This window comes from Methylosinus sp. sav-2, assembly GCF_004366495.1.
Lineage (GTDB): Bacteria > Pseudomonadota > Alphaproteobacteria > Rhizobiales > Beijerinckiaceae > Methylosinus.
This window is the reverse complement of record NZ_SOEJ01000006.1, coordinates 57,133-83,595: the sequence shown is the minus strand read 5'-3', so window position 1 is coordinate 83,595 and position 26,463 is coordinate 57,133. Positions and strand designations below refer to the sequence as shown.

At 65.4% G+C, this 26,463-nt stretch carries 24 protein-coding genes and 2 tRNA genes; 18 read left to right on the top strand and 8 right to left on the bottom strand.

The features are described from left to right. Positions 1 to 10: 10 nt before the first annotated feature. From EDE12_RS12355 to EDE12_RS12335, 5 genes are read left to right on the top strand one after another with little or no spacing between them, the layout of a single operon-like run. The gene (locus tag EDE12_RS12355) at positions 11 to 1,237 is read left to right on the top strand and encodes a glycosyltransferase family 4 protein (protein WP_051592486.1); all 1,227 of its coding nucleotides are present in this window, start codon (positions 11 to 13) and stop codon (positions 1,235 to 1,237) included. Between the two features lie 5 nt (positions 1,238 to 1,242). Further along, positions 1,243 to 2,697, top strand: coding sequence for an O-antigen polymerase (locus EDE12_RS12350; RefSeq protein WP_051592487.1), 1,455 nt, complete (start codon positions 1,243 to 1,245; stop codon positions 2,695 to 2,697). Further along, the gene (locus tag EDE12_RS12345; RefSeq protein ID WP_051592488.1) at positions 2,676 to 3,749 is read left to right on the top strand and encodes a glycosyltransferase family 4 protein; all 1,074 of its coding nucleotides are present in this window, start codon (positions 2,676 to 2,678) and stop codon (positions 3,747 to 3,749) included. Before EDE12_RS12350 ends, EDE12_RS12345 begins: the two co-directional genes overlap by 22 nt. Further along, a complete protein-coding gene (locus EDE12_RS12340) occupies positions 3,658 to 4,947 on the top strand; it encodes a glycosyltransferase (RefSeq protein WP_026598766.1) in 1,290 nt (429 codons plus the stop codon). The genes EDE12_RS12345 and EDE12_RS12340 overlap by 92 nt, the downstream gene beginning before the upstream one ends. A 1-nt stretch (position 4,948) precedes the next feature. After that, a complete protein-coding gene (locus EDE12_RS12335) occupies positions 4,949 to 5,779 on the top strand; it encodes a glycosyltransferase family 2 protein (protein WP_051592489.1) in 831 nt (276 codons plus the stop codon). Positions 5,780 to 5,786: 7 nt separating this feature from the next. On the opposite strand, the gene EDE12_RS12330 is transcribed toward EDE12_RS12335, so the two are convergent. Continuing rightward, positions 5,787 to 7,340 (bottom strand): sugar transferase, encoded by a 1,554-nt coding sequence (locus EDE12_RS12330; RefSeq protein WP_026598767.1) that lies wholly within the window; start codon positions 7,338 to 7,340, stop codon positions 5,787 to 5,789. Positions 7,341 to 7,580: 240 nt separating this feature from the next. Here EDE12_RS12330 and EDE12_RS12325 point away from each other — a divergent pair, with 240 nt between their 5' ends. Then, positions 7,581 to 8,330: a metallophosphoesterase family protein gene (locus tag EDE12_RS12325; protein WP_245275764.1), complete on the top strand. Its 750-nt coding sequence runs from the start codon at positions 7,581 to 7,583 to the stop codon at positions 8,328 to 8,330. A 14-nt stretch (positions 8,331 to 8,344) separates the two neighbouring features. Further along, entirely contained in the window at positions 8,345 to 10,402 is a 2,058-nt protein-coding gene (locus EDE12_RS12320; RefSeq protein ID WP_026598769.1) for a polysaccharide biosynthesis tyrosine autokinase, read from the top strand. 54 nt (positions 10,403 to 10,456) lie between these two features. Here the strand turns inward: EDE12_RS12320 and EDE12_RS12315 are convergent, their stop codons facing one another. Together EDE12_RS12315 and EDE12_RS12310 are read right to left on the bottom strand one after the other, a co-directional pair. Continuing rightward, positions 10,457 to 10,924 (bottom strand): MucR family transcriptional regulator, encoded by a 468-nt coding sequence (locus EDE12_RS12315; protein WP_024880095.1) that lies wholly within the window; start codon positions 10,922 to 10,924, stop codon positions 10,457 to 10,459. Positions 10,925 to 11,200: 276 nt separating this feature from the next. Beyond that, positions 11,201 to 11,275, bottom strand: a tRNA-Val gene (locus EDE12_RS12310). 266 nt (positions 11,276 to 11,541) lie between these two features. On the opposite strand from EDE12_RS12310, the gene EDE12_RS12305 reads away from it, so the two are divergent. The 5 genes from EDE12_RS12305 to EDE12_RS12285 all read left to right on the top strand — a co-directional run bounded on the left by EDE12_RS12305 (position 11,542) and on the right by EDE12_RS12285 (position 15,846). After that, complete coding sequence (locus EDE12_RS12305) at positions 11,542 to 11,721, top strand: DUF465 domain-containing protein (protein WP_024880096.1); 180 nt, start codon at positions 11,542 to 11,544, stop codon at positions 11,719 to 11,721. A 162-nt stretch (positions 11,722 to 11,883) separates the two neighbouring features. Next, positions 11,884 to 13,320, top strand: a complete 1,437-nt coding sequence (locus tag EDE12_RS12300) for a protein adenylyltransferase SelO (protein WP_024880097.1) — start codon at positions 11,884 to 11,886, stop codon at positions 13,318 to 13,320. 10 nt (positions 13,321 to 13,330) lie between these two features. Beyond that, positions 13,331 to 13,924, top strand: coding sequence for a hypothetical protein (locus EDE12_RS12295; protein WP_134188097.1), 594 nt, complete (start codon positions 13,331 to 13,333; stop codon positions 13,922 to 13,924). Between the two features lie 120 nt (positions 13,925 to 14,044). Then, on the top strand, positions 14,045 to 14,263 hold the full coding sequence (locus tag EDE12_RS12290) for a DUF465 domain-containing protein (RefSeq protein ID WP_024880099.1): 219 nt from the start codon (positions 14,045 to 14,047) through the stop codon (positions 14,261 to 14,263). A gap of 404 nt (positions 14,264 to 14,667) precedes the next feature. Then, entirely contained in the window at positions 14,668 to 15,846 is a 1,179-nt protein-coding gene (locus EDE12_RS12285; RefSeq protein WP_245267320.1) for a PepSY-associated TM helix domain-containing protein, read from the top strand. A 1-nt stretch (position 15,847) separates the two neighbouring features. On the opposite strand, the gene EDE12_RS12280 is transcribed toward EDE12_RS12285, so the two are convergent. Both EDE12_RS12280 and EDE12_RS12275 read right to left on the bottom strand, forming a co-directional pair. Then, positions 15,848 to 16,417 (bottom strand): hypothetical protein, encoded by a 570-nt coding sequence (locus EDE12_RS12280; RefSeq protein ID WP_026598770.1) that lies wholly within the window; start codon positions 16,415 to 16,417, stop codon positions 15,848 to 15,850. A gap of 38 nt (positions 16,418 to 16,455) precedes the next feature. Further along, positions 16,456 to 16,863 (bottom strand): copper resistance CopC family protein, encoded by a 408-nt coding sequence (locus tag EDE12_RS12275; protein WP_024880102.1) that lies wholly within the window; start codon positions 16,861 to 16,863, stop codon positions 16,456 to 16,458. Between the two features lie 237 nt (positions 16,864 to 17,100). On the opposite strand from EDE12_RS12275, the gene EDE12_RS12270 reads away from it, so the two are divergent. Together EDE12_RS12270 and EDE12_RS12265 are read left to right on the top strand one after the other, a co-directional pair. Then, positions 17,101 to 18,240 (top strand): HupE/UreJ family protein, encoded by a 1,140-nt coding sequence (locus tag EDE12_RS12270; protein WP_245267322.1) that lies wholly within the window; start codon positions 17,101 to 17,103, stop codon positions 18,238 to 18,240. Positions 18,241 to 18,407: 167 nt separating this feature from the next. Next, positions 18,408 to 19,712 carry a glycosyltransferase family 2 protein gene (locus EDE12_RS12265; RefSeq protein ID WP_051592491.1) on the top strand — a complete coding sequence of 435 codons (1,305 nt, stop codon included), beginning with the start codon at positions 18,408 to 18,410 and terminating at the stop codon, positions 19,710 to 19,712. 232 nt (positions 19,713 to 19,944) lie between these two features. Here EDE12_RS12265 and EDE12_RS12260 read toward each other — a convergent pair. Continuing rightward, positions 19,945 to 20,020, bottom strand: a tRNA-Glu gene (locus tag EDE12_RS12260). A 156-nt stretch (positions 20,021 to 20,176) separates the two neighbouring features. Here EDE12_RS12260 and EDE12_RS12255 point away from each other — a divergent pair. Further along, positions 20,177 to 22,027, top strand: coding sequence for an ABC-F family ATP-binding cassette domain-containing protein (locus EDE12_RS12255; protein WP_026598772.1), 1,851 nt, complete (start codon positions 20,177 to 20,179; stop codon positions 22,025 to 22,027). Positions 22,028 to 22,035: 8 nt separating this feature from the next. Here the strand turns inward: EDE12_RS12255 and EDE12_RS12250 are convergent, their stop codons facing one another. Further along, positions 22,036 to 22,362: a GNAT family N-acetyltransferase gene (locus tag EDE12_RS12250; RefSeq protein ID WP_051592492.1), complete on the bottom strand. Its 327-nt coding sequence runs from the start codon at positions 22,360 to 22,362 to the stop codon at positions 22,036 to 22,038. 235 nt (positions 22,363 to 22,597) lie between these two features. Here EDE12_RS12250 and EDE12_RS12245 point away from each other — a divergent pair, with 235 nt between their 5' ends. Both EDE12_RS12245 and EDE12_RS12240 read left to right on the top strand, forming a co-directional pair. Continuing rightward, positions 22,598 to 23,899, top strand: a complete 1,302-nt coding sequence (locus EDE12_RS12245) for a lipoprotein-releasing ABC transporter permease subunit (protein WP_051465411.1) — start codon at positions 22,598 to 22,600, stop codon at positions 23,897 to 23,899. Between the two features lie 5 nt (positions 23,900 to 23,904). Beyond that, positions 23,905 to 24,582 (top strand): ABC transporter ATP-binding protein, encoded by a 678-nt coding sequence (locus EDE12_RS12240; RefSeq protein ID WP_036290929.1) that lies wholly within the window; start codon positions 23,905 to 23,907, stop codon positions 24,580 to 24,582. 49 nt (positions 24,583 to 24,631) lie between these two features. Here the strand turns inward: EDE12_RS12240 and EDE12_RS12235 are convergent, their stop codons facing one another. Beyond that, positions 24,632 to 25,201, bottom strand: coding sequence for a hypothetical protein (locus EDE12_RS12235; RefSeq protein ID WP_024880109.1), 570 nt, complete (start codon positions 25,199 to 25,201; stop codon positions 24,632 to 24,634). 456 nt (positions 25,202 to 25,657) lie between these two features. Here EDE12_RS12235 and EDE12_RS12230 point away from each other — a divergent pair, with 456 nt between their 5' ends. After that, positions 25,658 to 26,410, top strand: a complete 753-nt coding sequence (locus EDE12_RS12230) for an enoyl-CoA hydratase (protein WP_024880110.1) — start codon at positions 25,658 to 25,660, stop codon at positions 26,408 to 26,410. Positions 26,411 to 26,463: the final 53 nt, after the last annotated feature.

The following is a 26,463-nucleotide window of genomic DNA, read 5'->3' as shown; positions in this document are numbered from 1 at the left end:
GCATGACCCCATGGATTGGATCGTCTGCCAGATCGGCGCGCGCGAGCATTACGCCCTGCCCGCCGCTCTGCACGAGCGCGGCCTGCTGCGCGCGCTCGTCACCGATATCTGGCTGCCGCCCGATCGCCCATGGAGCCGCGCGCTGCGCGCCGTCAGCCCGCGTCTCGCCGCCCGCTATTCGGCGCGGCTCGAAAGCGCGTGCGTCTTCGCCGACACGCTCCCCTCCATCGCCTCGCGGAGCGCCGCGCGGCTGGCGCCGGGCGCGAACTGGTCCGGCCTGCACGCCGATAATCTGCGTTTCGATCGTTTCGCCGCGGCCCGGCTGCAAAGGATGCGCGCGCCAGCGGGCGGCGTCGCGCTCTGCTACAGCTACGCCGCCGCGCAGAGCTTGCGCGCAGCGCGGAGCCGCGGCTTCGCCACCATATTGAACCAGATCGACGGCGGCCCGCAGGAGGCGGCGCTGATCTCCGCGCTGGCGCAAAGTTATGGCGCGCGAGCGGATGCGCCGCCCGAGACCTATTGGCGCCGCTGGCGCGAGGAATGCGTGACAGCGGATATGATCCTCGTCAATTCCGCCTGGGCGCGGGACTGTCTCATCGCCGAAGGCGTCCCGCGCGGGAAGCTCGCCATTGCGCCGCTGATGTATCGCCCGGAGCGCCCGAGCGCGGCGCTGCATTACCCGGAGCGTTTCGACGCGGATCATCCGCTCACAGTGCTTTTTCTGGGGGCCTTCTCGCTGCGCAAGGGCGCGCGGACGTTGCTGGAGGCGGCCGCCATGCTGCGCGGCGAGCCGATCCGATTTCTCGTCGTCGGACGCGACGAGCTGGGCGCCGCCGCGCAAAAGGATTATGCCGATATTCGCTTCCTCGGCGAGGTTCCGCGCGACGAAACCTCCGACTTCTATCGAAAGGCGCATGTGTTCGTCCTGCCGACGCATTCCGACGGCTTCGCGCTCACCCAGCTCGAGGCGCAGGCGCATGGGCTGCCGGCGATCGTCTCGCGGCGCTGCGGCGACGTCGTGCTCGACGGCGCGAGCGGCCTGCTGCTGCCGGATCAGAGCGCCGCATCTCTGCGCGACGCGCTGCTCTGGGCGCTGCGCCATCCGCAGCGCCTCGCCGCAATGTCGGCGCGCGCGATCTCCCGCGCCGCCGATTTTAGGCCCGAGGCGGTGATCGGGCAGCTGCGCGAGATCGGGCGTGAAGCGCTGCGCCGGCGCGACGCGGCCGCGGGAGCCTAGCGGGCATGCGGCCGCTTCCCGGCGACGCCGGCGTCGCGCTCGCGGGCTCGGCCATCATCGGCGCCGGCGCCGTCCTCGCCGTCGCGCTGACGCCGATCGACTACGCGCCGCAGGGCGCCATGTTCCTGCCGGCGGCGGCATTGGCGACGAGCCTGCTCGCAATCCCGCTGATGCGCGGTCTAGCCGAGGGGCTGCACGGCTTGTTGCATGCCGAGAATCTTCTCCTCGTCGCGATCATCTATTGGATCCTGCTCGATCTGCTGCAGGGCGCCTATCCGCTGGACGAGCTCGGCCGCGACGATGTGATCGCCGCGCTGGAGACGATCGCCGTCTTCGCCCTCTTCATCCCGCTCGGGCGGCTCATTCCGACGATCGGTGCGCCGAGGCCGATCGCGCGCGCCGCGCGGGCCGATCTGCCGGCGCAAAACGCCTTCATCGCCGTCTGCCTCTGCTTTGCTCTGTGCATCTCCTCCTATGGCATTCCGGCGAGATTTGATCCGGCGCGGATGATCGATGGGCTGTTTCAGCCGCGCTTCAGCGCGCCCTGGTCGCGCGGAGATCTCGGCGGCTGGGACGCCTTCATCGATCATCTCGCCTATTTCGGCTATGTGCTGCCCGCTGCCACAGTGCTGGTGGCGACGCGCGCCAAGGCGCGCTGGGCCGATCCGCGCGTCTGGATTTCCGTTCTGCTCACCGCCATCGTCTGCGCCTTCATCGCGCAGAGCGGCGGCCGCCGGATCATCGGCATGATGCTCGGCTCCGGCCTTCTGCTGTGGATGATATTGAAGGAGCGCTTCTCCATCGTGCGGGCCGCGGTCGTCGCCGGCGGCGCGGTCGGCGTGCTGAGCCTGCTGCAATTCATCCTGCTCATCCGCAATGTCGGGCTCGAAGGCTTTTTGAGCGGCGACGTCGGCCTCGAGGATTTCGAGTTCGCCGGCCAGTTTCATGTCGACGATAATTTCCTGCGGCTCGCCCAGATCATTCATTATTTCCCCGATGTCGTCGAATATGTCGGCTGGAAGCAGATCTATTACGTGCTGGTGCGGCCCATTCCGCGCGCGCTATGGCCGGACAAGCCGATCGACGCCGGCTTCAGCCTGCCGGGGCTGGTCGGCAAATCCGACGTCTCGCTGTCCAGCTCGATCATCGGCGAGCTCTACGCCTCCTATGGGATCGCCGCCGTCATCCTCGGCGCGCTGCTGCTCGGCTGGGCGGCGGCCTCCTGGACGGCGCTGCTGCGCGAGCGCAGCGAGAACGCCCGCGTTCTCTACTGCCTCGGCCTGATGGTGTTCTTCGTCGGCATGCGCTCGATGCAGGAGATCATTCTGATGACCTACGCCGTGCTCGCATGGACGGTCGTCAGCCTCGTCACCTCCAAGAAATCCAGCGGCCAATCCGGCGCAACGACGCCGCCCGCCCGAGACGATAGCGAGCAGAAGTGCGAACCATCGTCATCGTGACCAACATGCCCTCGCCCTATCAGGCGCGCCTGTTCGATCTCCTCTCCGCGGAGGGGCGGATCGCGCTGCGTGTGATTTATGAGCGCATGCGCGCTCCCGATCGCGAATGGCGCGCGCCGACGCTGGCGCATGAGCACGCCTGTTGCAGCGAGACGCCTTTCGAGCAATTGGCGCAATGGATGCGCGACAGCGATCTCTGCGTTTTCGGTGCCTATCGCAATCCTTTCGTGCAACGGCTACTGAAGCTCCGCTTTTCCTCCCGCCGCCCTTTCGCATTTTGGGGCGAGCGCTTCGGCTATCAGGCGCCGCCGGCTCTCGGCGCGCTCTATAGGCGCTGGGCCATGCGCGCCTTTCATGCGAGCGCCGCCGAAATGTGGGGCATGGGCGAGATGGCCGTCGCCTCCTATCGGCGCGAGTTCGGCCCGCGCCGACGCTATCGAAACCTCCCCTATACGTCCGATCTCTCGGGCTTTCTGGCGATCGAGCGCGGCGACGCCGAGCCGCGCGCGCCACGCCTCCTGTTCTCCGGCGCGCTGATCGCGCGCAAAGGCGTCGATCTCCTTATCGCCGCTCTCGAGCGAATGCTCGCCGATGGCGTCGCGCTCGAAGCGGCTTTCGTCGGCGACGGACCGCTGCGCGCGGATGTGGAGCGGCTGGCGTTGCGCTTTCCAGATCGCATCGAGCGCGTCGGCTTCGCTCAAATGGAAGCGTTGCCGCAGATCTACGCCCGCGCCGATGTGCTGGTCGCGCCGTCGCGTCACGACGGCTGGGGGCTCGTCGTCATCGAGGGCATGGCCGCCGGCATGCCCGTTCTGGCGAGCGATCGGACCGGCGCCGCGGTCGAACGCGTCACCGCGAAAAACGGATGGTTGATCCCCGCGGGCGACGCCGCGGCGCTCGAGCGGGCGCTGCGCGAGATCGCGCGCACGCCGATCGCGCGGCTGCGCGCCATGGGCGCGAATGGCCGCGCGCAGAGCCGCGACTATCGCGTCGAGGCAGGCTGCGAGCGGCTGCTCGAGGCGATGCTCGGCTGCCTCGCCGAGGCACGCTGACGGAGGCACGAGACTGCGCATCCTCCATGTCACGCCCACCTATCTGCCGGCGGTCCGCTATGGCGGCACGATCCACGCTGTGCATGGGCTCGCCAAGGCGCAAGCGGCGCTCGGCCATGCGGTCGAGGTCTATACGACCAATGTCGACGGCCCTGGCGTCACGCCGACGCCGCTCGGCGCGCGCGTCGAGCTCGACGGCGTCGGCGTCACCTATTTCGCCACCGGCCTCGGACGACGTATCTACCGATCCCCCGCCATGGGCGTGGCGCTGCGACGCCATGCGGCGGATTTCCATATTCTGCATCTCCATTCCGTCTATCTGTGGCCGCCATTGGCGGCGGCGCGCATAGCGAGGCGCCACGGCGCGCCCTATGTGCTCTCGCCGCATGGAATGCTGGTCGCCTCGCTGGTGCGGGCCAAGAGCGCGCTCATCAAATCCGCCTGGATCGCACTGTTCGAGCGCCGCACCATTCGCGAGGCGGCGGCGCTCCATCTCGCCTCGTGGCGCGAGGCCGACGATCTGCGCGCCTTCCGCTTCGATCTGCCGCCTCTGGCCGTCATCGGCCACGGCGTCGAGGCCGCCACCCTGCGACCAGAACAGAATATCGGCGGCGATATCGTCGCGGCCATCGCCGGCGGTCCTTTCGTCCTCGCCTTCGGACGCATCGACTGGAAGAAAAATCTCGCGGCGCTGATCGTGGCGGTCGCGCGGACGCCCGATCTGCGCTGCGTCATCGCCGGCAATGACGAGGACGGCCGCGCGGCGGAGCTCGCGCGTCTTGCGGCGCGGCTCGGCGTCGGCGCGCGCGTGACGATCATCGCGCGGCAGATCGGCGAGCCCGACAGATCGGCGCTCTATCGCGCCTGTCTCTGTCTCGCGCTCGTCTCGCTCAATGAGAATTTCGGCAATGTCGCTCTCGAGGCGATGTCGCATGGCCGGCCGGTCGTCGTTTCCCACACGGCCGGCGTCGCCGAGGCGGTCGCGGGCGAGCGCGCGGGCGTCGTCGTCGCGCCGGAGGCCCGCTCTATCGCGCGCGGCCTCGCGATCATCGCGGCCGATGCGTGCGCAGCCGAGGAGATGGGCGCGCGCGGGCGCGTCGCCGTCGAGAAGCGATGGAGCTGGACCGCCGTCGCCGCGGAAATGGTCGCGCATTACGAAGATGTGCTAAAGCAATCTTCCATGCGAGGCGTCCCGTAAAATGACCCGCCCTTCCCTGCTGGATCGGATCACCCCGGTTCTCCTCACCTATGACGAGGAGCCGAACATCGCCCGCACCTTGTCGCGGCTGCGCTGGGCGAGATCCATTGTCGTCGTCGACAGCGGCAGCGCGGATCGAACGCTGGCGATCCTGCGCGCCGATGCGCGCGTGCGCGTCTTCTCGCGGCCTTTCGACACGCATGCGAGCCAATGGCGCTTCGCCATGACGGAGACCGGCGTCGCCACCGAATGGATATTGCGTCTCGACGCCGATTATCGCCTCGGCGACGCGCTCATCGAGGAATTGCGCGCGCTGCGGCCGGGGCCGGATGTCGCGGCCTATGAGATCGGCTTCGATTATGAGATTTTCGGCCGACCGCTGAGCGGCTCGCTCTATCCGCCGAAAGCCGCGCTGCTGCGCCGAGGGCGTTTTTCCGTCTATGATCGCGGCCATGCCGAGGGCTGGCGCGTCGATGGCCCGGTCGAGACGCTCGCGGGCAAAATCACCCATGACGATCGCAAATCCACGGCGCGCTTCGTCGCCTCGCAAATCCGCTATATGTCGCGCGAGGTGGAGCGGCTCGACGCGGACGAGCCGCCTTCGCTGATCCGCCGTCTGCGCAACCTTCCGCCGCTGGCGCCGATCGTCGTCTTCCTCTACGCCTATTTCGCCAAGGGCCTGTTTCTCGACGGCCGCGCCGGCCTCTATTACGCGCTGCAGCGGCTCGTCGCGGAGTCGATCCTCGCATTGATGGCGTTGGAGAAGCGGCTGACTTCTACGACGAAGATCGCGCCAACGCCGCAGAAGGCCGAGCGAGAGGAAGTCCGGTAGCGCCGCCTCAGATCGATCGCCCCGGCGCCAGCGTCGGCGATTTCGCTCGGCCCTGCGGCCGCAGGCCGACCGTCTCCGCCCTTCCGCGCGCGCCTTCGAACTCGCGGCGATACCAGCCGGTGGCGTGATCGACCGCGGCCCGATTCAGTCTTTCCCCGGTGAAGGCGATGGCGAGCGTGCCGAAGACGATGGCCAGATCGAGCCGCCACGAGGCGTGGCGAATATACCAGACATCGAGCGCGTTCTTCTCCTCGGGCGTGACCAGCGTTCCGCCCTTGATCTGCGCCCATCCGGTGACGCCCGGCCGCACGCTGAGCCGCCGCCGCGGATCGGCCGGCTGATCCACCGGCAGCAGAGGGCGCGGGCCGATCAACGACATATGGCCGATGATCACATTGTAGAGCTGCGGAATCTCGTCCAGCCGGGCGGCGCGAATGGCGCGGCCGATCCTCGACAAGCGGCGCTCCTTGGGCACGCGGCGGCCATGGCGGTCGAAGGGCGGCCGAAAGGTGCGGAACTTATAGACGAAGAAGCGCTCGCCATTGCGTCCCACCCGCTGCTGCCAGAAAACGATGGGCGCGCCGACGTCGATGAGGATGGCGCAAGCCACGATCAGCGCCGTCGGCACGGCGAAGACGAGCAGCAGGCTCGTCGCCAGAAGATCGATCACGCGCTTGGAGCCGAAATAATCCGGCGTGTCGAAACGCCCATCCGGCGGCCCTCCGAGCGGCGTCTCCGGCCGCGCCTGCCGCGGGGCGAGATTGAGCGCTTCCGCAATGGGGACGCAATCGCGGCCGCGCGCGTCGCATTGCGCGGCGACATCCTTCAGCAGCTCGGCCGGCAAGGCCTCCTTATCATCGGCGAGCCACACTTCGTCGATCTCGACGCCATGCTCGGCATATTCGTCGAGCACCGCGCCAATGTCCTGCGGTAGAGCGACGATCGAGACGCCGCCGACCTTGCGCCCCACGAAGGAAGGCCGCGCGTCCAACGCGGCGACGATCTGCGTCGTCCGCGGCAGCTGATAGTCGATGAGCTTGATCGCCACAGAGGCGAAGCGATCGACGCCGATCAGGATCACGCGCCGCAACGCCACCGACGGATCGGCGATGTCGGTCTCGAGCTCCCTGCGCCAGACCTCCCGGTGATGCAGGCGCGTCATCCCCCGGATCGCGATGAGGCCGGCGGCGAGCACGAGGACATAGATCAGCGGCGTGGAGCGCGGCACGCCCTCGAGCCGCGTGAGCGTGAACAGAACGACGCTGCTCGAGGCGACCGCGCAGGCCGAGGCGACGCAGACATCGACAGCGTCGCGCAGCGAGAAAAACTGCCCCATGCGGTCGCTGAGGCGGAAACCCCACATGACCAGCAGCGTGCAGGCGATGGATAGGAAGGCGTAGCGATAAGGCGCGGGCAGGTCGTGCGCGAGATCGCCGGCCTCGAGCAGCTGAGGGTCGCGCAGGGCGAGGGCGATGAAAGGCGCAGCCGTCGCCCAGCCGATGTCGGCCAGCTGGAGACGAAAGGCAATTCGATCCCTAGATGCCGGCGACGCTACCCTCATATTGAAAATATTCCCAGCGCAAACAGTGATTTACCACTAAAAGCGGGATGCTCGATCTTGAGCATAGGCGAGATAATATGTCAACAATGGGGCTCGCTCGATTCCGCGCGCGCATAAAAGCGCGACGAAACGCGGCCTCTCGCGATTTCGTCGGCGGGCGATATGCTCTAGACTTGCGATCCGTCACGTCAAAACTCGGGGCGCGACGGGGACCGGGCCAGTGAGATGACGATTTCGAGATTGACGCAATTTCAGGCTTTGCAGACCGGGCTTCCGACCGTCCTTCCTCCCAATTTGCGCATCTATGCGGTCGGCGACATTCACGGCCGCGCCGATCTGCTCGACACGCTCGCGCGGCGGATCGAGGCGGAGCTCGACACTGCGCCGGCGGAGACGCTGACGATCTTCCTCGGCGACTATGTCGATCGCGGGCTGCAATCCTCGACCGTGGTCGAATGGCTGAGCCGACGCGATTTTCCGACGCCCTTCATCGCGCTGCGCGGCAATCACGAGGAGATATTTCTGCGCTTCCTCGAGGACGAATCCGTGCTCGAGGGCTGGCGCAAGTTCGGAGGCGTGGAGACGCTGCATTCCTATGGGGTGGACGTCTCCTCCGTCATGCGCGGCCGCAATTACGAGGAGGCGCGCCGCGCGCTGACGGCGCGGCTTCCGGATCACCATCTGCAATTCATGCTGGAGACGACGCTGACGGCGAACTTCGGAGATTATTTCTTCTGCCATGCGGGCGTGAAGCCCGGCGTGCCGCTCGCCCAGCAGAAGGCCGAAGATCTGCTCTGGATCCGCGAGGAGTTTCTGAGCTTCGAGGGCGGATGGGGGAAAGTGATCGTCCACGGCCATACGCCCGTCTCCGAGCCGGACATTCAGCCCAATCGCATCAATGTCGACACGGGAGCTTTCGCGACCTCGGTGCTCACCGCTCTCGTGCTCGAGGGCGACAGCCGCCGCATGCTGTTCGCGGACCGCTTCTGACCGCGCCGCGAGCGATGCGCGAGCGCTCGACGACGGCGTTCTGGCTCGACGCGCGCAGCCGCAAGCTCCGCGCCGCTGCGCAATTCCTCCGCCGGCGCTGGCCGCCGCTGCTCGGCGCGACAATGCTCGCCCTGCTCGCCGGCGCGGCCTTCCTGGTCATGGCGACGCCGCGCTACACCGCCTCCGCGCAATTGCTGATCGAGATGCGGCCGGATCGTTCGATCGGCGCCGATGCGATCTTGGCGCATGCGCCGATCAACCGGCAGACGATGAAGAGCGACATAGCGGTCATAAGATCGGCGGCGCTGCTGCGGCGCGTCGTGGAGCGGGAAAGGCTGGCCGACGATCTCGAATTCGGCGCCGCGGCGCTCGACCGCTTGCGGAATGCTCTCTCCGTCGCCCAGCTGCGCTACTCGCCGGTGATAAAGATCGTCGTCACCTCGACCGATCCGGCGAAAGCGGCGCGTCTCGCCGACGCGATCGCCGACGCTTTCGTGGTCGACAGGCTGGACACGCGGCTCGAGGCGGCGCGGCGCGCCTCCGCTTGGCTCGCCGAGCGGCTCGTGGCGCTGCAACGGCAATCGCGCGCATCCGAGGAGGCGCTGGCGCAGTTTCGCGCCGCCGCCGGCCCTTCCGCGCCGGCGAAGCAGCAGACCGCCATTGCGCAGCGCGCGGCCGTGGCGCGGGCGGAGACGGCGGAGCGCAAGGCCCGGCTCGAGCTGCTGCAGCGGATCGAGAGCCGTGGCGGCGCCGCCGCCGAGCTGCCGGGCCTCGGCGGAGCGCTCGACGAGCTTCGCCAGCGCGCCGACCAGCTCTCCCGCCGCGAGGCGGAGCTGCGCGCCCGCTACACGGCGGCGCATCCCTCCGTGATCGCGCTGCGCGCCGAGATCGCCGACACCGCCCGCGCCACGGACGCCGAGCGGCGCCGCCTCGCGGCCGGCGTGCGCCAGGAGCTGGAGCTCGCAGAAAAAAACAGCGAGGCCGCGGATACGGCGCTTCGCGAGATTTCCGAGTCCGAGGATCGCGGCAAGGAGCGGCTCGCCCGGCTCAACGAGCTGGAGCGCGCCGCCGCGGCCGATCGCAAGCTTCTCGATGAGACGATGCGCCGCGCGCGCCTAGTCGAGCAGCAAGCCAAATTCGAGCCGCGCGACGCACGAATCATATCGCCTGCGCTCACGCCGAACGCCCCGTCCTGGCCCGACGCCGAGCAGACGCTGCTGATCGCGCTGGCGCTCGGCGCCCTCTTCGGGCTCGGCGTCGCCTATGCCTGCGAATTGGCGGACACGGGCTTCACGACGATGGCGCAGATCGAGACGACGCTCGGTCTGCCTCTGCTCGGCTCCATTCCCAAAATCGCCTCGAGCGCCCCCGCCCTCGTCGATCTCGTGCGCGCAAAACCTCTGTCGCGCGCCAGCGAGGGGCTCCGCGCGCTGCGCAGCGCCATCGCCATGAGCGATGTGGACGATCCCCCCAAGCTGATTCAGCTCGCCTCCGCCGTCCCCGGCGAAGGAACGACGACGATCGCCGCGGCGATCGCCGCCTCCGCCGCGCAATCGGGCCTGCGCACGCTGCTGATCGACGCCGATCTGCGCCGCCGCGCCGCATCCAAGCTCTTCCTCGCCGAGGAGAGGCCCGGCCTCGTCGATCTGCTCATCGGCTCCGCGAGCCCGGGAGCCGCGATCTTCTTCGAAGAGAAGCGGGGACTATGGGTTCTTCCGGCCGGCGGCGAGATACAGGCGCCCGCCGATCTGCTCGCCTCCGAGAAGATGAAAACGCTCATGGCCGCGGTGCGCGGGAGCTTCGATCTCGTCATCGTCGACACGCCGCCGATCGGCCCCGTCGTCGATCCGATTCTCATCGCCGGACTCGTCGATAAGACTGTCGTCGTCATTCGCTGGGCGGCGACGCCGCGCGAAACCGTCGCTCATGCGATCGAGCGGCTTCCCGATCGCGGCAGAATAGCGGGCGTCGCGCTCAATCTGGTGATCGAGGCGAAGGCGCGCAAATATGGCCCCTACGCCTATTCGCCCTATGCGGGCGGAGGCGCCTTCGACGCCTATCACGCCGAGTGAGACGCGCCGGCGGACGAGCTCACCCGCGGCGCGGCTTTCCGTCAGACCTCGCCGTCAGGCCTCGGCGGCGGCCTTGCGCAGCGGCGCGCCGCGCTTCTTCGCGGCGGAAACGGTCTTCGCCGCCGGCTTGCGGCCGAGGCCGAGCGATTTGGCCAGAGCCGAGCGCTGCGCAGCGTAATTGGGCGCGACGATCGGATAATCGCTCTTTAGATCGAATGCGGCGCGATAATCATCCGGCGTCAGCTTGTGCTCGGCCTGAAGATGACGCTTCAAGGATTTGAACGGCTCACCACAACAAAGGCAAGTAATCGCATCCGCTGTGACGGATTTCTTCACCGGAACGGCAGGCCGCCACTGCTTGGCCTCGCCGTCCGTTGCATTCGACGTCTCGGCGTCGGCGCCGCCGAAGGCTTTTTTCACAGCTGCGATGACAGAAGGAAGGTCGAGAGGCGCAACAGTATTATTCGAAAGATAGGAAGAGAGTATCTGCGCGACGAGCGCTTTGTCTTCGGCTTCGGACATGGCCTTTCCCTCCTCGGTCGAATCTTTTTCTATTGGAGCCGATATCGAATTCGAAGGCAATCAGCGACTTCCCTCGGCGACAGATTCGGCTCGAGTAACAAGCTCAATTTCGATGATATAGGCCGCAGAACGTCGAATTGAAATAGAAAGCCCGCCGAATATCGGCGCGGCGAGGCTAGGCAAGGAACGAGACGTCGCGTGACCGACAAAAAATTTCGCCCGATGCGATTTTCGTCATCGGGCGGCGGAATGGATCGAGCGTAGGGTGGATCAGAATGGTGGGCGCGACAGGGATTGAACCTGTGACCCCTACGATGTCAACGTAGTGCTCTCCCGCTGAGCTACGCGCCCCCGGCGCCGTTCGGATGCTTGCTCCGTCCGGCGCGAGTGAAGCCCGTATAATGGCAGTCGGGCCGAGGCGCAAGCGCCCTTCGACAGTTTCCACGCCCTGTCGCAAAACCCCGGCCCCAGCGTCCCCAAGCGTTAAGATTTCCTTCCGCGAACAGCGGCTTTGGGCGAAATAATTCATTGGCCCGCGACGTCTTCGCCCCTTGCAGGCCTTGGAATTCATGTCACACTGGCGTCGTCCTTCTGTCATCAACCAAAGGAGGCGCCGTATGTCGCTACAGACCCATCTCGTCGAGCTCGAACGCCGCCATCAGGCGCTCAAGAAAGAGATCGATCAGGTTCAGCACCATCCCCGATACGACGATTCGAAGCTCCACGAATTGAAGCGCAAGAAGCTTCAGCTCAAGGACGAGATCAACAAGCTGCGGCAAGGCGTCAGCCTGCACTGAACAGCTTGCGAAAGCGGTCTAGCGTCGAGGCGGAGAGATGCTCTCCGCCTTTTTTGTCGCATAGGGCGCCGCAACGCTCGCTTCGGCCCGCGCGGGCGCCCGGCTTGCTTCGGGGCGTCTCTGGTCGCAGAATCTTCTGCCAAAGCGAGAGCCGAGAACCCCATGCCCCCTTCCCCGCGCTATCGCGCCGAGACCCTCCACGCCACGCTCGGCGACGGCTTCTTCGACCGTGTCGAGCCCGCCCGCTTTCCGCAGCATATTCTGCGCTATCGCAATCAGCGCTGGGCGGCGCGCGTCGGTCTGGATACGCTGACGGAAGAGGAATGGATCGCCCATCTCGGCCGTTTCGAGCCCCTGCCCGGCGGCTTTCCGCAGCCGCTGGCGCTGCGCTATCACGGCCATCAGTTCCGCACCTACAATCCGGACATTGGCGACGGCCGCGGCTTTCTGTTCACGCAATTGCGCGACGCCGCGGACGGCCGACTGCTCGATCTCGGCACAAAAGGCTCCGGTCGCACGCCCTGGTCGCGCCAGGGCGACGGCAAGCTCACGTTGAAAGGCGGCATGCGCGAGATTCTCGCCACGGAGATGCTGGAGGCGCAGGGCGTCGACACCTCCAAGAGCTTCAGCCTGATCGAGACCGGCGAGCCGCTCTATCGCGGCGACGAGCCGTCGCCGACGCGCTCCAGCGTGCTGGTGCGGCTCTCCCATTCCCATATTCGGATCGGCACGTTTCAGCGCCTCGCCCATCTCGACGACCAGGAAGCGCTCGGACGGCTCATCGACTATTGCGTCGCCAATTATTTTCCCGAGCTGGCCGGCGAGCCGTCGGAAAGCCGCGCCGGCGCTTTTCTCGAGCGCGTCGGCGCGCGCGTGGCGCGGCTCGGCGCGCGCTATATGGCCGCGGGCTTCGTCCATGGCGTGCTCAACTCGGACAATATCAACGTCACCGGCGAGAGCTTCGACTATGGGCCGTGGCGCTTCGCGCCGCGCTATGATCCGCAATTCACAGCGGCCTATTTCGACGACAGTGGGCTCTATTCCTTCGGCCGCCAGCCGGGCGCGCTCGGCTGGAATCTCACCCGCCTCGCCGAGACCATTCTGCCGCATGTCGGGCTGCAGCGCGCCGAGCAGATTCTCGGCGGCTATCAGGCCGTCCTCCAGCGCGAGTTCCAGCTCGCTCTGCTCGATCGCTTCGGCCTGCTGCCGGCGGACGATCCCGAGCAGGACGCCGCTCTCGCCAAAGGATTGCTGGAGTTTCTCGGCAAGACGCAAGCGCCCTATGAGCAGACATTCTTCGATTGGCGCGGCGGCATGGCGAGCCGCGAACGCGCCGCCGCTAGCCCGGAGGCGGCGGCCTATGACGCGCCGGAATTCCAAGGGCTGCGCGAGGCGCTCGCCGCGCATGAGACATCGCCGGCCGCCAATCTCGACCATCCCTATTTCCGTCGCCCCGTCCCCTGCACTATGCTGATCGAAGAGGTCGAATCGATCTGGGCGCATATCGCCGAGCGTGACGATTGGAGCGCGCTCGCCGAGAAGGTCGCACAGATCGCCTCCATGCGTGAAGCCTATGCGCCGGCGCCTGCCGGGGGATGACGTTCGGAAAATGAAGCGCTCGCTATGCGTCTCTCTGTCTCTCGCTCTTTCGAGCGCCGCCGCCGCCAAAAATCTGCTGATCGACAAAATCCCGCCGAGCGGGGCCTGCTTCTTCCGTCGCTATGACGAAGCGCATTTGCGCGCGCATCCCGGCCAGACCGTCGTCTCCGTGCGGCTGTCGCTGCAGCGCGAGCTCGCCTCCACGGCGGAGGACGCGCGCGATTTGCGCATCGAGCTTCGCCACAAGGGCCATGGCAAGGCTTTTTACGTCGTCGGCGGCTGCGCCTGGAGCGAAGAGGCCAATCGCGACGTCGACGGCGCCCGCCTCATCCGCTCGTTCCGCAAGGACGCCGCCGCCCAATGCATGGCGCGCGGCGGCCTCGGCGGCTCGGCCGAGGAAGGCGGCGAATTTCCCATCGATCTCGCCGAGGATGGCGCTTCTGTCACGCTCTACATGGACGAGGGCGTGAGCGGCTGGCGTGGCCCGGACCAGAGGAAGAAGTCCCTCTATCTCGAGCTGACGCGTCAGAACCGCGTCTTCGAGCTGGAGCGCGTGGACCCCGCCGCCTGCGTGGAACTGGACAAGTCGATCGCGGTCGACTGAGACGGAAATTCGCGAGAAGGCGTCGCCGCCTTCTCATTAGGACTTGAAGATGAACATGATGCGAGGCGATAATCCTCGCGTCACGACTCGCCGCCAAGCGGCGCTCGGGCAGGTTGGCGAATGGTTGATGAGCTGAACGAAGCCGAACGCAATGCGATCCGGCTAGAAGTCGAGCGACTGAAGCTCGAGCACAAAGACCTCGAGGATGCGATCGACGCCCTTCTCGCGGTCGGCGCCGTGGACCAGCTGCAAATTCAGCGGCTGAAGAAACGAAAATTGCTGCTGCGCGATCGCGTTGCGTTTCTGGAAGATCAGCTCACGCCCGACATCATCGCCTGATCCGGGCGAAAGCGGCGCGCTATTTCCACATTCTGAGGCCGACCACAACGGCGAGCGAGACAATGGCGACGATCGCGAGGACCGCCACGAGCCTCACGGTTTCCTTGCTATCCTGGGCGCTCCCCATACGGTCCTCCGCCGTTCTTTTTTCAATTTTGGCGAGCCTATGCCTGTCCAAGAGAGATACAATAAGCCGAGATGCGACGGAACAGCGCACAGGTTCCCACTCGGACCGCATTTCCGCCGCCCGGGGCCTCAATCATCCTATATTACACGTTTAGCGCCCGACGGCCAAAGCATCCCAGCGCCTGCACATGAATTTTCCCCTCGGGATCGCCCGCCGCTCCACCGCGTTGACATGAGCGGCGGAAGACGCTCCCTCGCTCGCGGCGGAGAAGCCGAGCATGAGCAACATCTGGCGACCGGAGGCGCGCATCATGGGGCGGAACGAGCGGGGCCGCAAAATATTTCTGTCTGCCCATCGCTACATCGGTCTTTTCGCCGGCGCAGTTTTCGTCCTCATCGGTCTCAGCGGCAGCCTGCTCGCCTTTCGCGAAGACATAGACGAATGGCTGAACGCCCCGCTCATGCGCGTCGAGCCGCCGACGCCGGCCGTCATGCGTCCGCTCGACGAGATTCTCGCCGCGGCGACCGCGGCCATGCCGGCGGAGGGCCGGCCCGAGCGCATCACTTTGCCGCGCCATGCGAATGCGGCGGCGATCATCGGCTATATGGTCGAGACCGACGATCTCGACAGCTCTTTCCATCAGATCTTCGTCGATCCCTATCGGGCCGAAGTGACCGGCGACCGCTTGCTCGCGCATGGCGACGACGTGCTCGCGCAGCCGCTCGTGCAGATCGTCATGGCTTTTCATTGGACGCTGCTGCTCGGCGTCAATAACGCCTATCTCATCGGCAGTCTGGGCATTGTCATCTTCGTCTCGATCATCCTCGGACTCTATCTCTGGCTCCCGCGCAATGGCGATTGGCGGATGGGCCTGACGATCAAATGGAGCGCGAGCCGCGAGCGCATCGTCTATGACGCGCATCGCAGCGTCGGCGCCTATTTCGCCATTCTACTGCTGGCGACGCTCGCCACCGGAATCGCGATGATCTTCAAGCCGGCGACGCATTCGCTGGCGACGCTGATCTCTCCGGTGCGCCCCGAGCCGGACTTTGGACGATCGACGCCGATCGCCGGCCGCGCGCCGATCGGCCTCGACGAGGCCATCGCCAGCGCGGAAAAAGTTTTCCCGGAGGGACGGCTGCATTGGGTTCTGCTGCCGAGCGGCGACGATGGCGTTTATGTCATCGGCAAGCAGTCGGAAAGCGAGCCCAACCGCACCAAGACATTCCGCAATGTCGGCGTCGATCGCTACAGCGGCCGCGTGCTGCAGACACAGGACCGCGATGATTTCACCGCCGGCGAGAAGCTGCTGGAATGGCTGTTCCCGCTGCATTGCGGCGAGGCCTTCGGCGTTCCCGGCCGCGCGCTGGTCGCGCTGACGGGGCTCGCGCCGCTTATCCTCTATGTGAGCGGGTTCCTGCGATGGCGGCAGAAGCGCCGCGCTCGGCGCAAGTGAATCATTGGCCGACGGAGATCGGCATGGCGATCCTGTCCTCCTCGCTCTTGCCTTCGCCGAAAGCGAGCTCGAGGAGATATTTTCCCTTGTGATCGACAGAGGATTCCAAAGTCACGAAGCCGGCCGGATGCGGCTTGGACGGGACGGAGGTCAAAAGCTCGAGCCCGCCTTTGGCGTCGCTCTTGTAGAAGGCGAGCGCGACCGATTGGCTCCGCACGTCCTTCTCCATCAGCGTGACGGAGAAGATCACCTTGCCGGTGCCCGGCACACGATCGCAATATTCGTCATATTTGCTGAGATCGGTGGTCGGGCCGCCGGCGCTCTTGTCCGAATCCCCGAGGAAATAGGTCGTCAGCCGCGCCGAATAGAAATCGCTGACCTTGAGGCAATTCGCAATTGTGCGATCACCCGCCTTGACCGCCGGCCGATAGAGATGCGCATCCAGAAAATCATTCCAATAGAGGCTGAAGGACGGCCCCCAGAGCGAATAGGTGAAGGCGCCGACATTGCCGGCGGCGATCACCACGACGGCGAGGAACAACATCAGATTCATCCGGCCGTTGGGACTCATCTCGGCGGCTTCCTTTCCCTTGCTGTGCTCGATCAGCGCTATTGAGGCCGCACCTCGAACTCCCAGGCGCCGCTGACGAGATGGCCGTCGGCCGAAAGCGCGCGGTAGCGGACCGTATATTTGCCGGGGCCGAGCGGATTGACGCCGACCGAGACATGGGCCGGATCGGCGCGATCGATCGCGGCGTCGCGCTTGTCGACCCGCTCGCCGGAGGCGGCGATCACCGCCAGCGCCGCGAAAGCGTCCCTTATGCCGGCGTCGTACCAGACATCGACCTTGCCGATGTTTCCAGGCGCGACGCCATCCTGCGCCGGCGAGGTGCGCACGACGATGGCGTGAGCCCATGCGCGTGGCGAGGCGAAACAGACAGCGAGGCCGAGCAGGAGAAGCGCAGCGCAGCGCAGCGGGACAGCGGTTCGACGAGGAGCGGCGGCGGGAAGGATCATGGGTTCCGTTTTGTCGTGCTTGCGTCGATGCTAAGCGCCCTCTCGGGCGTGAGCAAGGCGCTCGCGCCGCCGGCAATTGTGCGGCGCAACGAGCGCGCCGGCCTGCCTCGGCCCTATCCGCTTCGGCCTTGTCATGGCCGGTCTGATATGCACTATCATCTTATCTTGCATACGTCGCCGTGTCGCGAAGCGTCAAGAGAGTTGTCGAGGGAGACGATGGCGAAGGAAATGATGAGAATGACGCCTTCGCCCTTCGCCCTGCTCTTCGCCATTCTCGTCCTGCTCGGCGGCGCCACGGCCGCGAAGGCGCATACGGCGGATATTTCCAGCAGCCGCATCGTCCCGGAAGGGGGCGGCCGCTATCGCCTGGAGGTCGGCTTCCTCGGCGCCGACATCGAGCGCATGTTCGCCGAAAGCAAGCCGAGCGCCGCCGATGTCGATCTCACCGAGCCCGGCGTCATCGAGGCGATGATCGGCAAATTCATCCAGAGCCGCGTCGCCCTGCGGAACGAGGCCGGCGAATCCTGCCCGAGCGAGATCGCCTCGGTGGGCGCGGACCCCGCCAATCCGCGCGATTCCAAGGTCGCGCTGCGCCTCGATTGCAGCGCCGTCGCGGGACAGATCTTCTACGACCCCTATCGGCTGCTCGAGGCGCAGGGACGCCGTGCGAAGCATCTCGTCGGCATAGGCGAGCGCGACGCCGACGAGCGCCTCACCGAGGCGCAGCGGCTCGGCGCGGAGCCGGCGCCCGGCGAGGTGATGGTCTTCCCCGGCGACGCGCCGATCGATCTCTCCAAGCCGCTGCTCACCCCCTGGCAGCTGGCGCCGAAATTCTTCGCCGCCGGGATCGAGCACATAATGACCGGCTACGATCATTTGTGCTTCCTGATAGCGGTGATGCTGTGGGCGACGCGCGTCTGGCCGGTGGTGAAGCTGGTGACGGCCTTCACCGTCTCGCATTCGGTGACGCTCTCGCTGGCGGCGCTCGGCCTCGTCGATCTGCCGAGCCGCTGGGTGGAGATCGCGATCGCGCTGTCGATCATTTATGTCGCGATCGAGAATTTTTTCACCTGCAAGGTGGAAGGCCGCTGGCGCGACACTTTCGTCTTCGGCTTCATCCACGGATTCGGCTTTGCGAGCGGGCTCATCGAGATCGGCGTGCCGCAGCGCGCGCTCGTGCCGGCGCTGGCGAGCTTCAATCTCGGCGTCGAGGCCGGGCAGATCGGCGTGGTGCTGGTCACGCTGCCGCTGCTCTTGGCCTTCGACCGATTTTTCACTCACGGACTGCGCGATCCGCGCCTCGTGCGCGCCGTCTCCGCGGTGATCGCCTGCTTCGGCGCCTATTGGCTGGTGGAGCGCATCCTCGGCGTCGGCTGAGGCGCCCCTCGACCACTGCGCGCATCAAATCCGAAGCGCACCCTTTTCAATAAGGTAATGTACGTATATAGCGTTACGTAACAGTTTGCTGCGACAGGGCTTGCCGCGACAAAATGCATTCCGCGGGAGCGCGGCCGGTGAAGCGTTTTTAGACAGTAGAGCCGATTATGCTAGAAAATTTCACCCAATTTCGAGAGATCGACGATAATGACGTAAATTTCGTCGAGCCGGATCATGGCCGCGCATTCAGCGGCAGGCTCGCCTATGATCTGCCGCTCGTGAGCGTGATCATCACCAATTACAATTACGGTCGCTTCTTGCTCGCGGCGCTCAATTCGGCGCTCACGCAAACCTATCCGCGCATCGAATGCATCATCGTCGACGACGCCTCGACAGACGAGAGCGATCTCGTCCTTCGCGACATTCGGCTCCGCCATCCGCAAGTCGAGATCATCGCGCATTCCGAAAATCTCGGTCAAACGGCCGCCTTCCATACCGGCTTCGCCGCGAGCTCCGGCGAATATGTGGTGTTTCTCGACGCCGACGACATGCTCCTCCCGAATTTCGTGGAGACGCATATCTTCGTGCATTTCTCGCTGCGGACGGCGGTCGGCTTCACCTCCGCGGATATGCTGCAATCCACCAATAACGGCGTCGTCCGAACCTCCTGGAGCGCCTTCGGCGAATTCATCGCGTCGGGACGTGGGCTACGCAAGGAGCGCCTCCGTCCCATCCATCTTTGCGGCGATCTCTGGCCTTTCTCGCGCGCGCCGCTGGACGATGTGGGCTCCCGTGTGCATTTCATCGACGCGCATGAGTGGGGAGACTGGGTCTATGCGCCGACCTCCGGCAATTGCTTCCGGCGCGACGCGCTGAGCCTGCTGCTCGGCGGAAGCTGCTCTATGCAGCTGCGGCTCCATGGCGACACTTATCTCAACAAAGGCGTGCGGCTACTCAGCGGCGTCGCGCTCATCGACGTCCCGCTGACCATCTATCGCATTCACGGCGCAAATGGATTCGCCGGCCACGCCGAGCTCTGCGGAGTTCACAACGCCGATCCGACGAAGGCGTTCAAGGCGGAATATTTCGCCTGGCGCGCGGTCGTCGATCGGCTGATCGACGATGTCGGCGAGCTGGCCGGTCGCCTCGGCGTGGACCGCTATGTCAGCGCGCTGCTGTGCCTGCAGAAATCCCACGTCGCGCACCCGGGCTTCCGGGAATATGAGAACCTCTCGCGCTATATCGAGACGAGATTGACAGCGCAGGCCGACACAATTCGCGCCTGCCTCGGCGCGGACGGATTCGCGGAACTGTCGAGACGTGTGACGCGCGCCCGCAAGCGGCAGATCGGCGCGAAGAGACGCGCCCCGCGCGCCTGGGTGAGACCCATGGCGGAGCTTTGTCTGACCTTCGGACGCTTGCTCGATCTTCCGAGGCTGAGAAAGATCGGCGATCAGCTCTGGCATTTCTGAGGAGCGCATCGCCGAGAGCGGAATATCGACGCGCGAGCCCCGGCGCCCACGCTTGCATCACAGGGCCGACCCGCCTAATCTGTGAGCAAGCCGAAAGTTTCCCGGAACTGGACGCAACAGCGAGACGCCCCGACGCCGGATGTAAGCGCGGGGCGTTTTTCATTTCTCACGGGCGCGGAATAATCGTCGAGCCGCATCGAGCGCTGCAATTGTCTTGTCGATAAGTGCTCACTGGCGCGCCCAACGGGAATCGAACCCGTGTTTTCGCCGTGAAAGGGCGACGTCCTAGGCCTCTAGACGATGGGCGCGGGCTGCGCCGTCCAGAGGGCGGCGCGAAGCGGGCGCAGATATAGAGGGCTGCGCTCGGGCTGACAAGCGTCAAGAAGGCCTCCTCACAAGCTGCGCGCAAGGCTTCGGCGGCGCCAACGTTGCACATCGCCGGCAAAGGTCCTAGAGGCGAGGCCATGCTCTCCATTGACGATCTCACTTACAGGCTCGGCGAGAGGCTGCTCTTCGACAAGGCCTCGGTCTTCGTGCCGCCGCGGACGCGCGCGGGCTTCGTCGGCCGCAACGGCGCCGGCAAGACGACGCTCTTCCGAATCATCTGCGGCGAGATCGCCGGCGAGACCGGAACCATCTCCCTCCCCGCCAAGCTGAAGATAGGGCGCGTCGAGCAGGAGGCCCCGGGTGGGCCGACGGCGCTGGTCGATTTCGTGCTCGCCGCTGACATAGAGCGCGCCGATCTGCTGGAGCGCGCCGAGACCGAGACCGACCCGCATGAGATCGCCGAAATCCAGACGCGCCTCGTCGACATAGACGCCCATGCGGCGCCGGCGCGGGCGGCGGCGATTCTCTCCGGCCTCGGCTTCGACGCCGAGGCGCAGCGGCGCCCGCTCTCGGAATTTTCGGGCGGCTGGCGCATGCGCGTCGCCCTCGCCGCCGTGCTGTTCTCGCAGCCGGAGCTGCTGCTGCTCGACGAGCCGACCAATTATCTCGATCTCGAAGGCACGCTCTGGCTCGTCGATTATCTCGCGCATTATCCGGCCAATGTCGTCGTCATCAGCCATGACCGCGATCTGCTGGACGCGGTGGCGACGCATATTCTGCATCTCGAGCGCGGCAAGCTGACGATCTACAAGGGCAATTACAGCTCCTTCGAGGCGCAGCGGCTGGAGGCGCGCGCGCTCGCCGCCAAGGCAGGCAAAAAGCAGGAGGATCGCCGCCGCGAGCTGCAGGCCTTCGTCGATCGCTTCCGCTACAAGGCGACCAAAGCGCGTCAGGCGCAGTCGCGTCTCAAAATGCTGGAGAAGCTGGGGCCGGTCACGGCGGTCGTCGACGACGAGGTGCTGCCGATCTATCTGCCGTCGCCGGAAAAGCCGCTGTCGCCGCCGATTATCGCTTTCGAGAATGTGAGCGTCGGCTATGGCGAGCGCACCGTGCTGTCGCGCCTGTCGCTCAGCCTCTCCAATGACGATCGCATCGGATTGCTGGGCTCCAACGGAAATGGCAAATCGACCTTCGCCAAGCTGCTGGCTGGGCGGCTCGAGCCCAAGAGCGGCAATATGGTGCGCGCGGCCAAGCTGGAGGCGGGATTTTTCGCTCAGCATCAGGTCGACGATCTCAACGAAAAGGACTCGCCCTACTCCGTCTTCGCCGCGCTGATGCCCGGCGCGCCAGAGGCGCGCATTCGCACGCGGGCCGCGCAGACCGGCTTTTCCGGCGCACGGGCGGACACGAAGGTGGAGCGCCTCTCCGGCGGCGAGAAGGCGCGGCTGCTGCTCGGCGTCGCCTCCTTCTACGGGCCGCATCTGCTCATTCTCGACGAGCCGACCAATCATCTCGACATCGACAGCCGCGCCGCGCTGGTCGAGGCGATCAACGCCCATGAGGGCGCGATCGTGCTCGTCTCGCATGATCGCTATTTGCTGGAGGCCTGCGCCGATCGCCTGTGGCTCGTCGAAGGCGGCACGGTGAAGGCCTTCGACGGCGATGTCGACGAATATGCGCGCTATGTTCTGGCGCGCGCCAATGACGACGCCCGCGAGCAGCGCAAGGAGGAGGAGCCGCGCGAGGCACCTCGCCCGGTCAAAGGCAAGCGCGACGCCGGCCAGGCGCGCCGCAAGCTGGCGGCGGCGGAAGAGCGCATGAAAAAGCTCGCCGAGCTATTGGCGCGCGTCGACGCCGCGCTCGCCGATCCGAGCGCCTTTTCCCGCAATCCGCAGGAGGCCAACCGCCTCGCCCAGCAGCGCGCCGATCTCGCCTCGGCGCTCGCCGAGGCGGAAGATCAATGGCTCTCGCTCTCGGAAGAGGAGTAGAAAGCGCTCTAGGCCGATTTGCGCAGCACGAGATCGGCGAATTCCTGGTGGCGCGCGATATAATCGGCCACGAAGGAGCATTCGGGAACGACCTTCAGCCCACGCGCCCGCGCCCATTGCAGCGCGCCGCGGATCAGCTCCGAGCCGGCGCCTTTGCCGCGCAGCGCCGGCGGAGTCTCGGTATGGGTGAAGACGATGGCGCCGGGCGCCATGCGGTAATAGGCGACGGCCGTTCCGTCTTCGAGATCGAGCTCGAAACGATCGAGCTCGACATTGTCATGCACGGCGCCATGCGCCTTGCGCGGGGCGCTCTTCAGCTGGGCGATCGAACCCATTTCTCGTCTCCTCGATTGCCCACCGCCGATGTCGAGGTGGTGAATGCAGTGCAGCAAATTAAGGGCCAGACGTTAATTTTTCTGGCCTCGGCAGGCTCGGCTCTAGCCCCGCTGTCGGTTTTCCGCCATGCGGGCGACGGCCCGCGTCTTCGCCTTCGATTCGCCTCTCTCACATGGGAAACGCCCATTTCTGTGGCGCGCTTGAAAGGCTCGAGCGGATGGGCACAATGCCGAAATGAGCGAATCTACTTTGTCTACCGTGGTCGAGACCGAGCCGCCGCCGCGCTTGCGCGCCTTCGCGCCCTTCGAATGGATGGTCGCCTTCCGCTATGTGCGGGCGCGGCGCGCCAATGGCTTCGTCTCGGTGATCGCCGGCTTCTCCTTTCTCGGCATCATGCTGGGCGTGGCGACGCTCATCGTTGTCATGTCGGTGATGAACGGCTTTCATCGCGAGCTGATGGACAAGATCGTCGGCATAGACGGCCACGCTTTCGTCCAGGCGGCCGAGCGGCCGCTGAACGATTGGGCCGAGGTCACGGCGCGGCTGCAGCGCCTGCCGGGCGTCAAGCTCGTCGCCCCCATGGTGGAGGGCGCGGCCGGCGTCTCCTCCCCCTATGGGCAGTCGGGCGCGCTGGTGCGCGGCATACGCGAGCAGGACATTCTGCGTCTGCCGGGCCTCGCCGGCAATGTGAAGGACGGGACCTTCCAGGGCTTCGACAGCGCCGGCGGCGTCGCCATCGGCCAGCGCCTCGCCGAGACGCTCGGCGTGCGCGTCGGCGACAATATCAGCATTCTCATCGCCAAGGGCGCATCGACGCCTTTCGGCGTGGCGCCGCGCATAAAAGCCTATCCGGTGACGGCGATCTTCCAGATCGGCATGTCGGAATATGACCGCGTCTTCGTCTACATGCCCTTCGCCGAATCGCAATTGTTCTTCAATCACGAGAATGAGGCGACGGTGATCGAGGTCTTTCTCGACGCGCCGGACGCCGTGGACAAGTTCCGCGCCGACATAGACGCCAATATCGATCGACCGATGATGCTCACCGATTGGCGGCAGCGCAACAAGACCTTCTTCGACACGCTGCAGGTCGAGAGCAATGTGATGTTCATCATATTGACGCTGATCGTGCTGGTGGCGGCGCTCAACATCATCTCCGGCCTCACCATGCTGGTGAAGGACAAATCCTCCGACATCGCCATTCTGCGCACGATGGGCGCGACGCGCGGCGCGGTGCTGCGCATCTTCCTCATCATCGGCGCCTCGATCGGCGTCGTCGGCGACATCGCCGGCTTTCTGCTGGGACTGACGCTCGCCAAAAATCTCGACGCGATCCGGCTGCTGCTCAACAAGCTCATGCACGCCAATCTGTTTCCGGCGGAGCTTTATTTTCTGTCGCGCCTGCCCTCTATCGTCGAGCCGCGCGAGGTGGCGCTCGTCGTCGTCATGACGCTCGTGCTCGCCATTCTCGCCTCCATCTATCCAGCCTGGAAAGCGGCGAGCCTCGATCCGATCGACGCCCTGCGCCACGAGTGAGGCCCATGACAGTTCTCGAGCTTTCCGGCGTCGCCCGCCATTATCGCGAAGGCGATGGGCGGCTGGACATATTGATGGGAGCCGATCTCGCGCTTTCTCCCGGCGAGATGGTGGCGCTGATCGCGCCTTCTGGCGCCGGCAAATCCACTCTGCTCCATATCGCCGGCCTGCTGGAGCGCGCCGATGACGGCGAGGTGCTCATCGCCGGGCTGGCGACCTCCGACATGAGCGATAATGAGCGCACCAGCCTGCGCCGCTCGACGATCGGCTTCGTCTATCAGTTCCACCATCTGCTGCCGGAGTTCACCGCGCTCGAGAATGTGGCGCTGCCGCAGGCGATCAACGGGCTGGATCGCCGCGAGGCGGAGCGGCGCGCTGCGGAATTGCTGGACTATCTGCGGCTCGGCGAGCGCGCGGGGCATTTGCCCTCGCAGCTATCGGGCGGCGAGCAGCAGCGCGTCGCCATCGCCCGCGCGGTCGCCAATGCGCCGCATGTTCTGCTCGCCGACGAGCCGACGGGCAATCTCGATCCGCGCACCGCGCAGCATGTCTTCGCGACCTTGATGACGCTGGCGCGCAATACCGGCCTCGCCGCGCTGGTGGCGACGCATAATCTCGACCTCGCCGATCAGATGGACCGCCGCGTCACGCTCAGCGACGGCCGTCTCGTCGAGCTCGTCTGAAGCGTTCCGGCCGGACACTCGCCCGGCCGGAGCATTGGCGACCGAAAGATCAGGCCGCCTTCTTTTTCTTGTCGAGGAAGCTGTTCTTATACCAGAGGCCGAAGCCGACGAGGCCGAGCGCGGCGAAGAACACGGCGATGATAGTGTTCTTGTCCTCTGTGGTGCCGACAGCGAAGGGAAAGCGCGAAACATATTCGCGTCCATCGTCGGCCTTGGCCTTCACCAAGCCGATGAAATTGCCCTTCTTGGTGAAATTATATTCGAAATTGAGCGTGCCGGTGCGGTATTTCTTCGGCGGCAGATAGACTTCCGTATTCTGCTCGAGATTCTCGTTGTCGTCCGCCTGGCCGACATTGCGCAGAATGCGGATCTCCAGCGCCATGTCGCGCAGCTCGTCCTGCACGGCGTCCAGCACGATGATGGTCGGGCCGACATCGGGAATGTCGTCGCAGAAGACCTCGCGCGACTTCAGCGGCTGATAGCCGGTGAAGTTCATCGTGTCGGGGCCGATCTTCATGATGCACTGGCCGGTGTCGGAGCTCACGCCGCCATGCGCATGGGCCTCGCCGACCAGTCCGGCCGTCGCCATGGCAAGAGCGACCAGAAGTCGAAGATTCATCTTTTCTCTCCCTATCCATGTTCTCGCCGCTTCTCATGAGCGGCTGCAGCACTCTCGCCGACCGTGGCGTCGATGACCGCGATGCGACTCGGCCCCCCCGGCCGATGGTCGCTCCCGGCTTTTAGCACACACTCCCATCGAGATAGGGACGAAGTTTTCGCTCGGAAACGAGCCGGCGCGGAAATGCCGCGGCCCCGCCGCCCGCGGCGCCGCCGCCCGAGCCTCTCCAGCATGTGCTTTGCCGCCGGGCTCCGCACTTTCGGGCAGTGCTTCCATAATTTTAAAATCCGCCAGCGGCAAAAAGTCGCAACCTGCCCAGTCGGCGCGAATCAGGAAACTACGTACGTAAATTTTGCTCTCGGCTATTAACCATGAGCGAAGACGCGGCCGAAATTTCTTTAAAAATTTAAGTAACTCGGTAAGAATTGCGAAACCATTCGAGATAGGAGACGAAACATGAATGCGGTAGTTTCGAAGAACGACATCACGTCCGCTGTCGCCGCCGAGACTTATGTTTCCCCTTCCGACTTTTCGGATCCGCTGGATTTCATCCGTCAGCGCTCGTCGCTGGAGATCCATCGTATGGACGAGCTGGATACGATCTTGGTGAGCAAGCTCGGCTGCGGTTTCGATCGCGACAGCATCGACGGCCTGACCTTGTTGCTGCGCAAAATTTCCGAAGGCCATCTGCCCGGTCTCAAATATCTGGTTTTCGACTTTGCGCACTGTGACGATTCCACGGCCGTCGCCGCGGAAGGCTTCGACGAGCTGGCGTCGGCGACCGCGCGGCTCATCCTCGATGCGCCGGTAATATCGATCGCATGGGCCAGGACCTATCTGAACGGAGCGGATCTGGACTTCGCCCTCTCCTGCTCGATGATGGTGGCCGACCGTTACGCGCGCTTCTCCTTCGAGGCCGATCTCGCTTCGGCGGTCGGCGTCTATGGGGCGCTGGCGCAGAAGCTCGGCTTCGTGAAGGCGGAGCGGCTGATGGAGAATGGCGAGATTCTCACCGCCGAGCAGATGCATGACCTCTGCCTCGTCAAGCATATCGTCGAGAATGGCGAAGGCCTGCTGGGCGCGGAGAGCTATGTGCGGCAATGCGGGCGCCGCTACAACGCCTCCTACAGCATGTTCCGCGCGCAGCGCATCAGCGCCCCGCCGGTGCGCCGGGTGGAGACGACGACCGCCGCGAGCCGGCGGGGCTGACGCAGGATTTGTGGCGAGACGCGATTTCGGCCGGCGCCCGCTGAAGGTGGGCG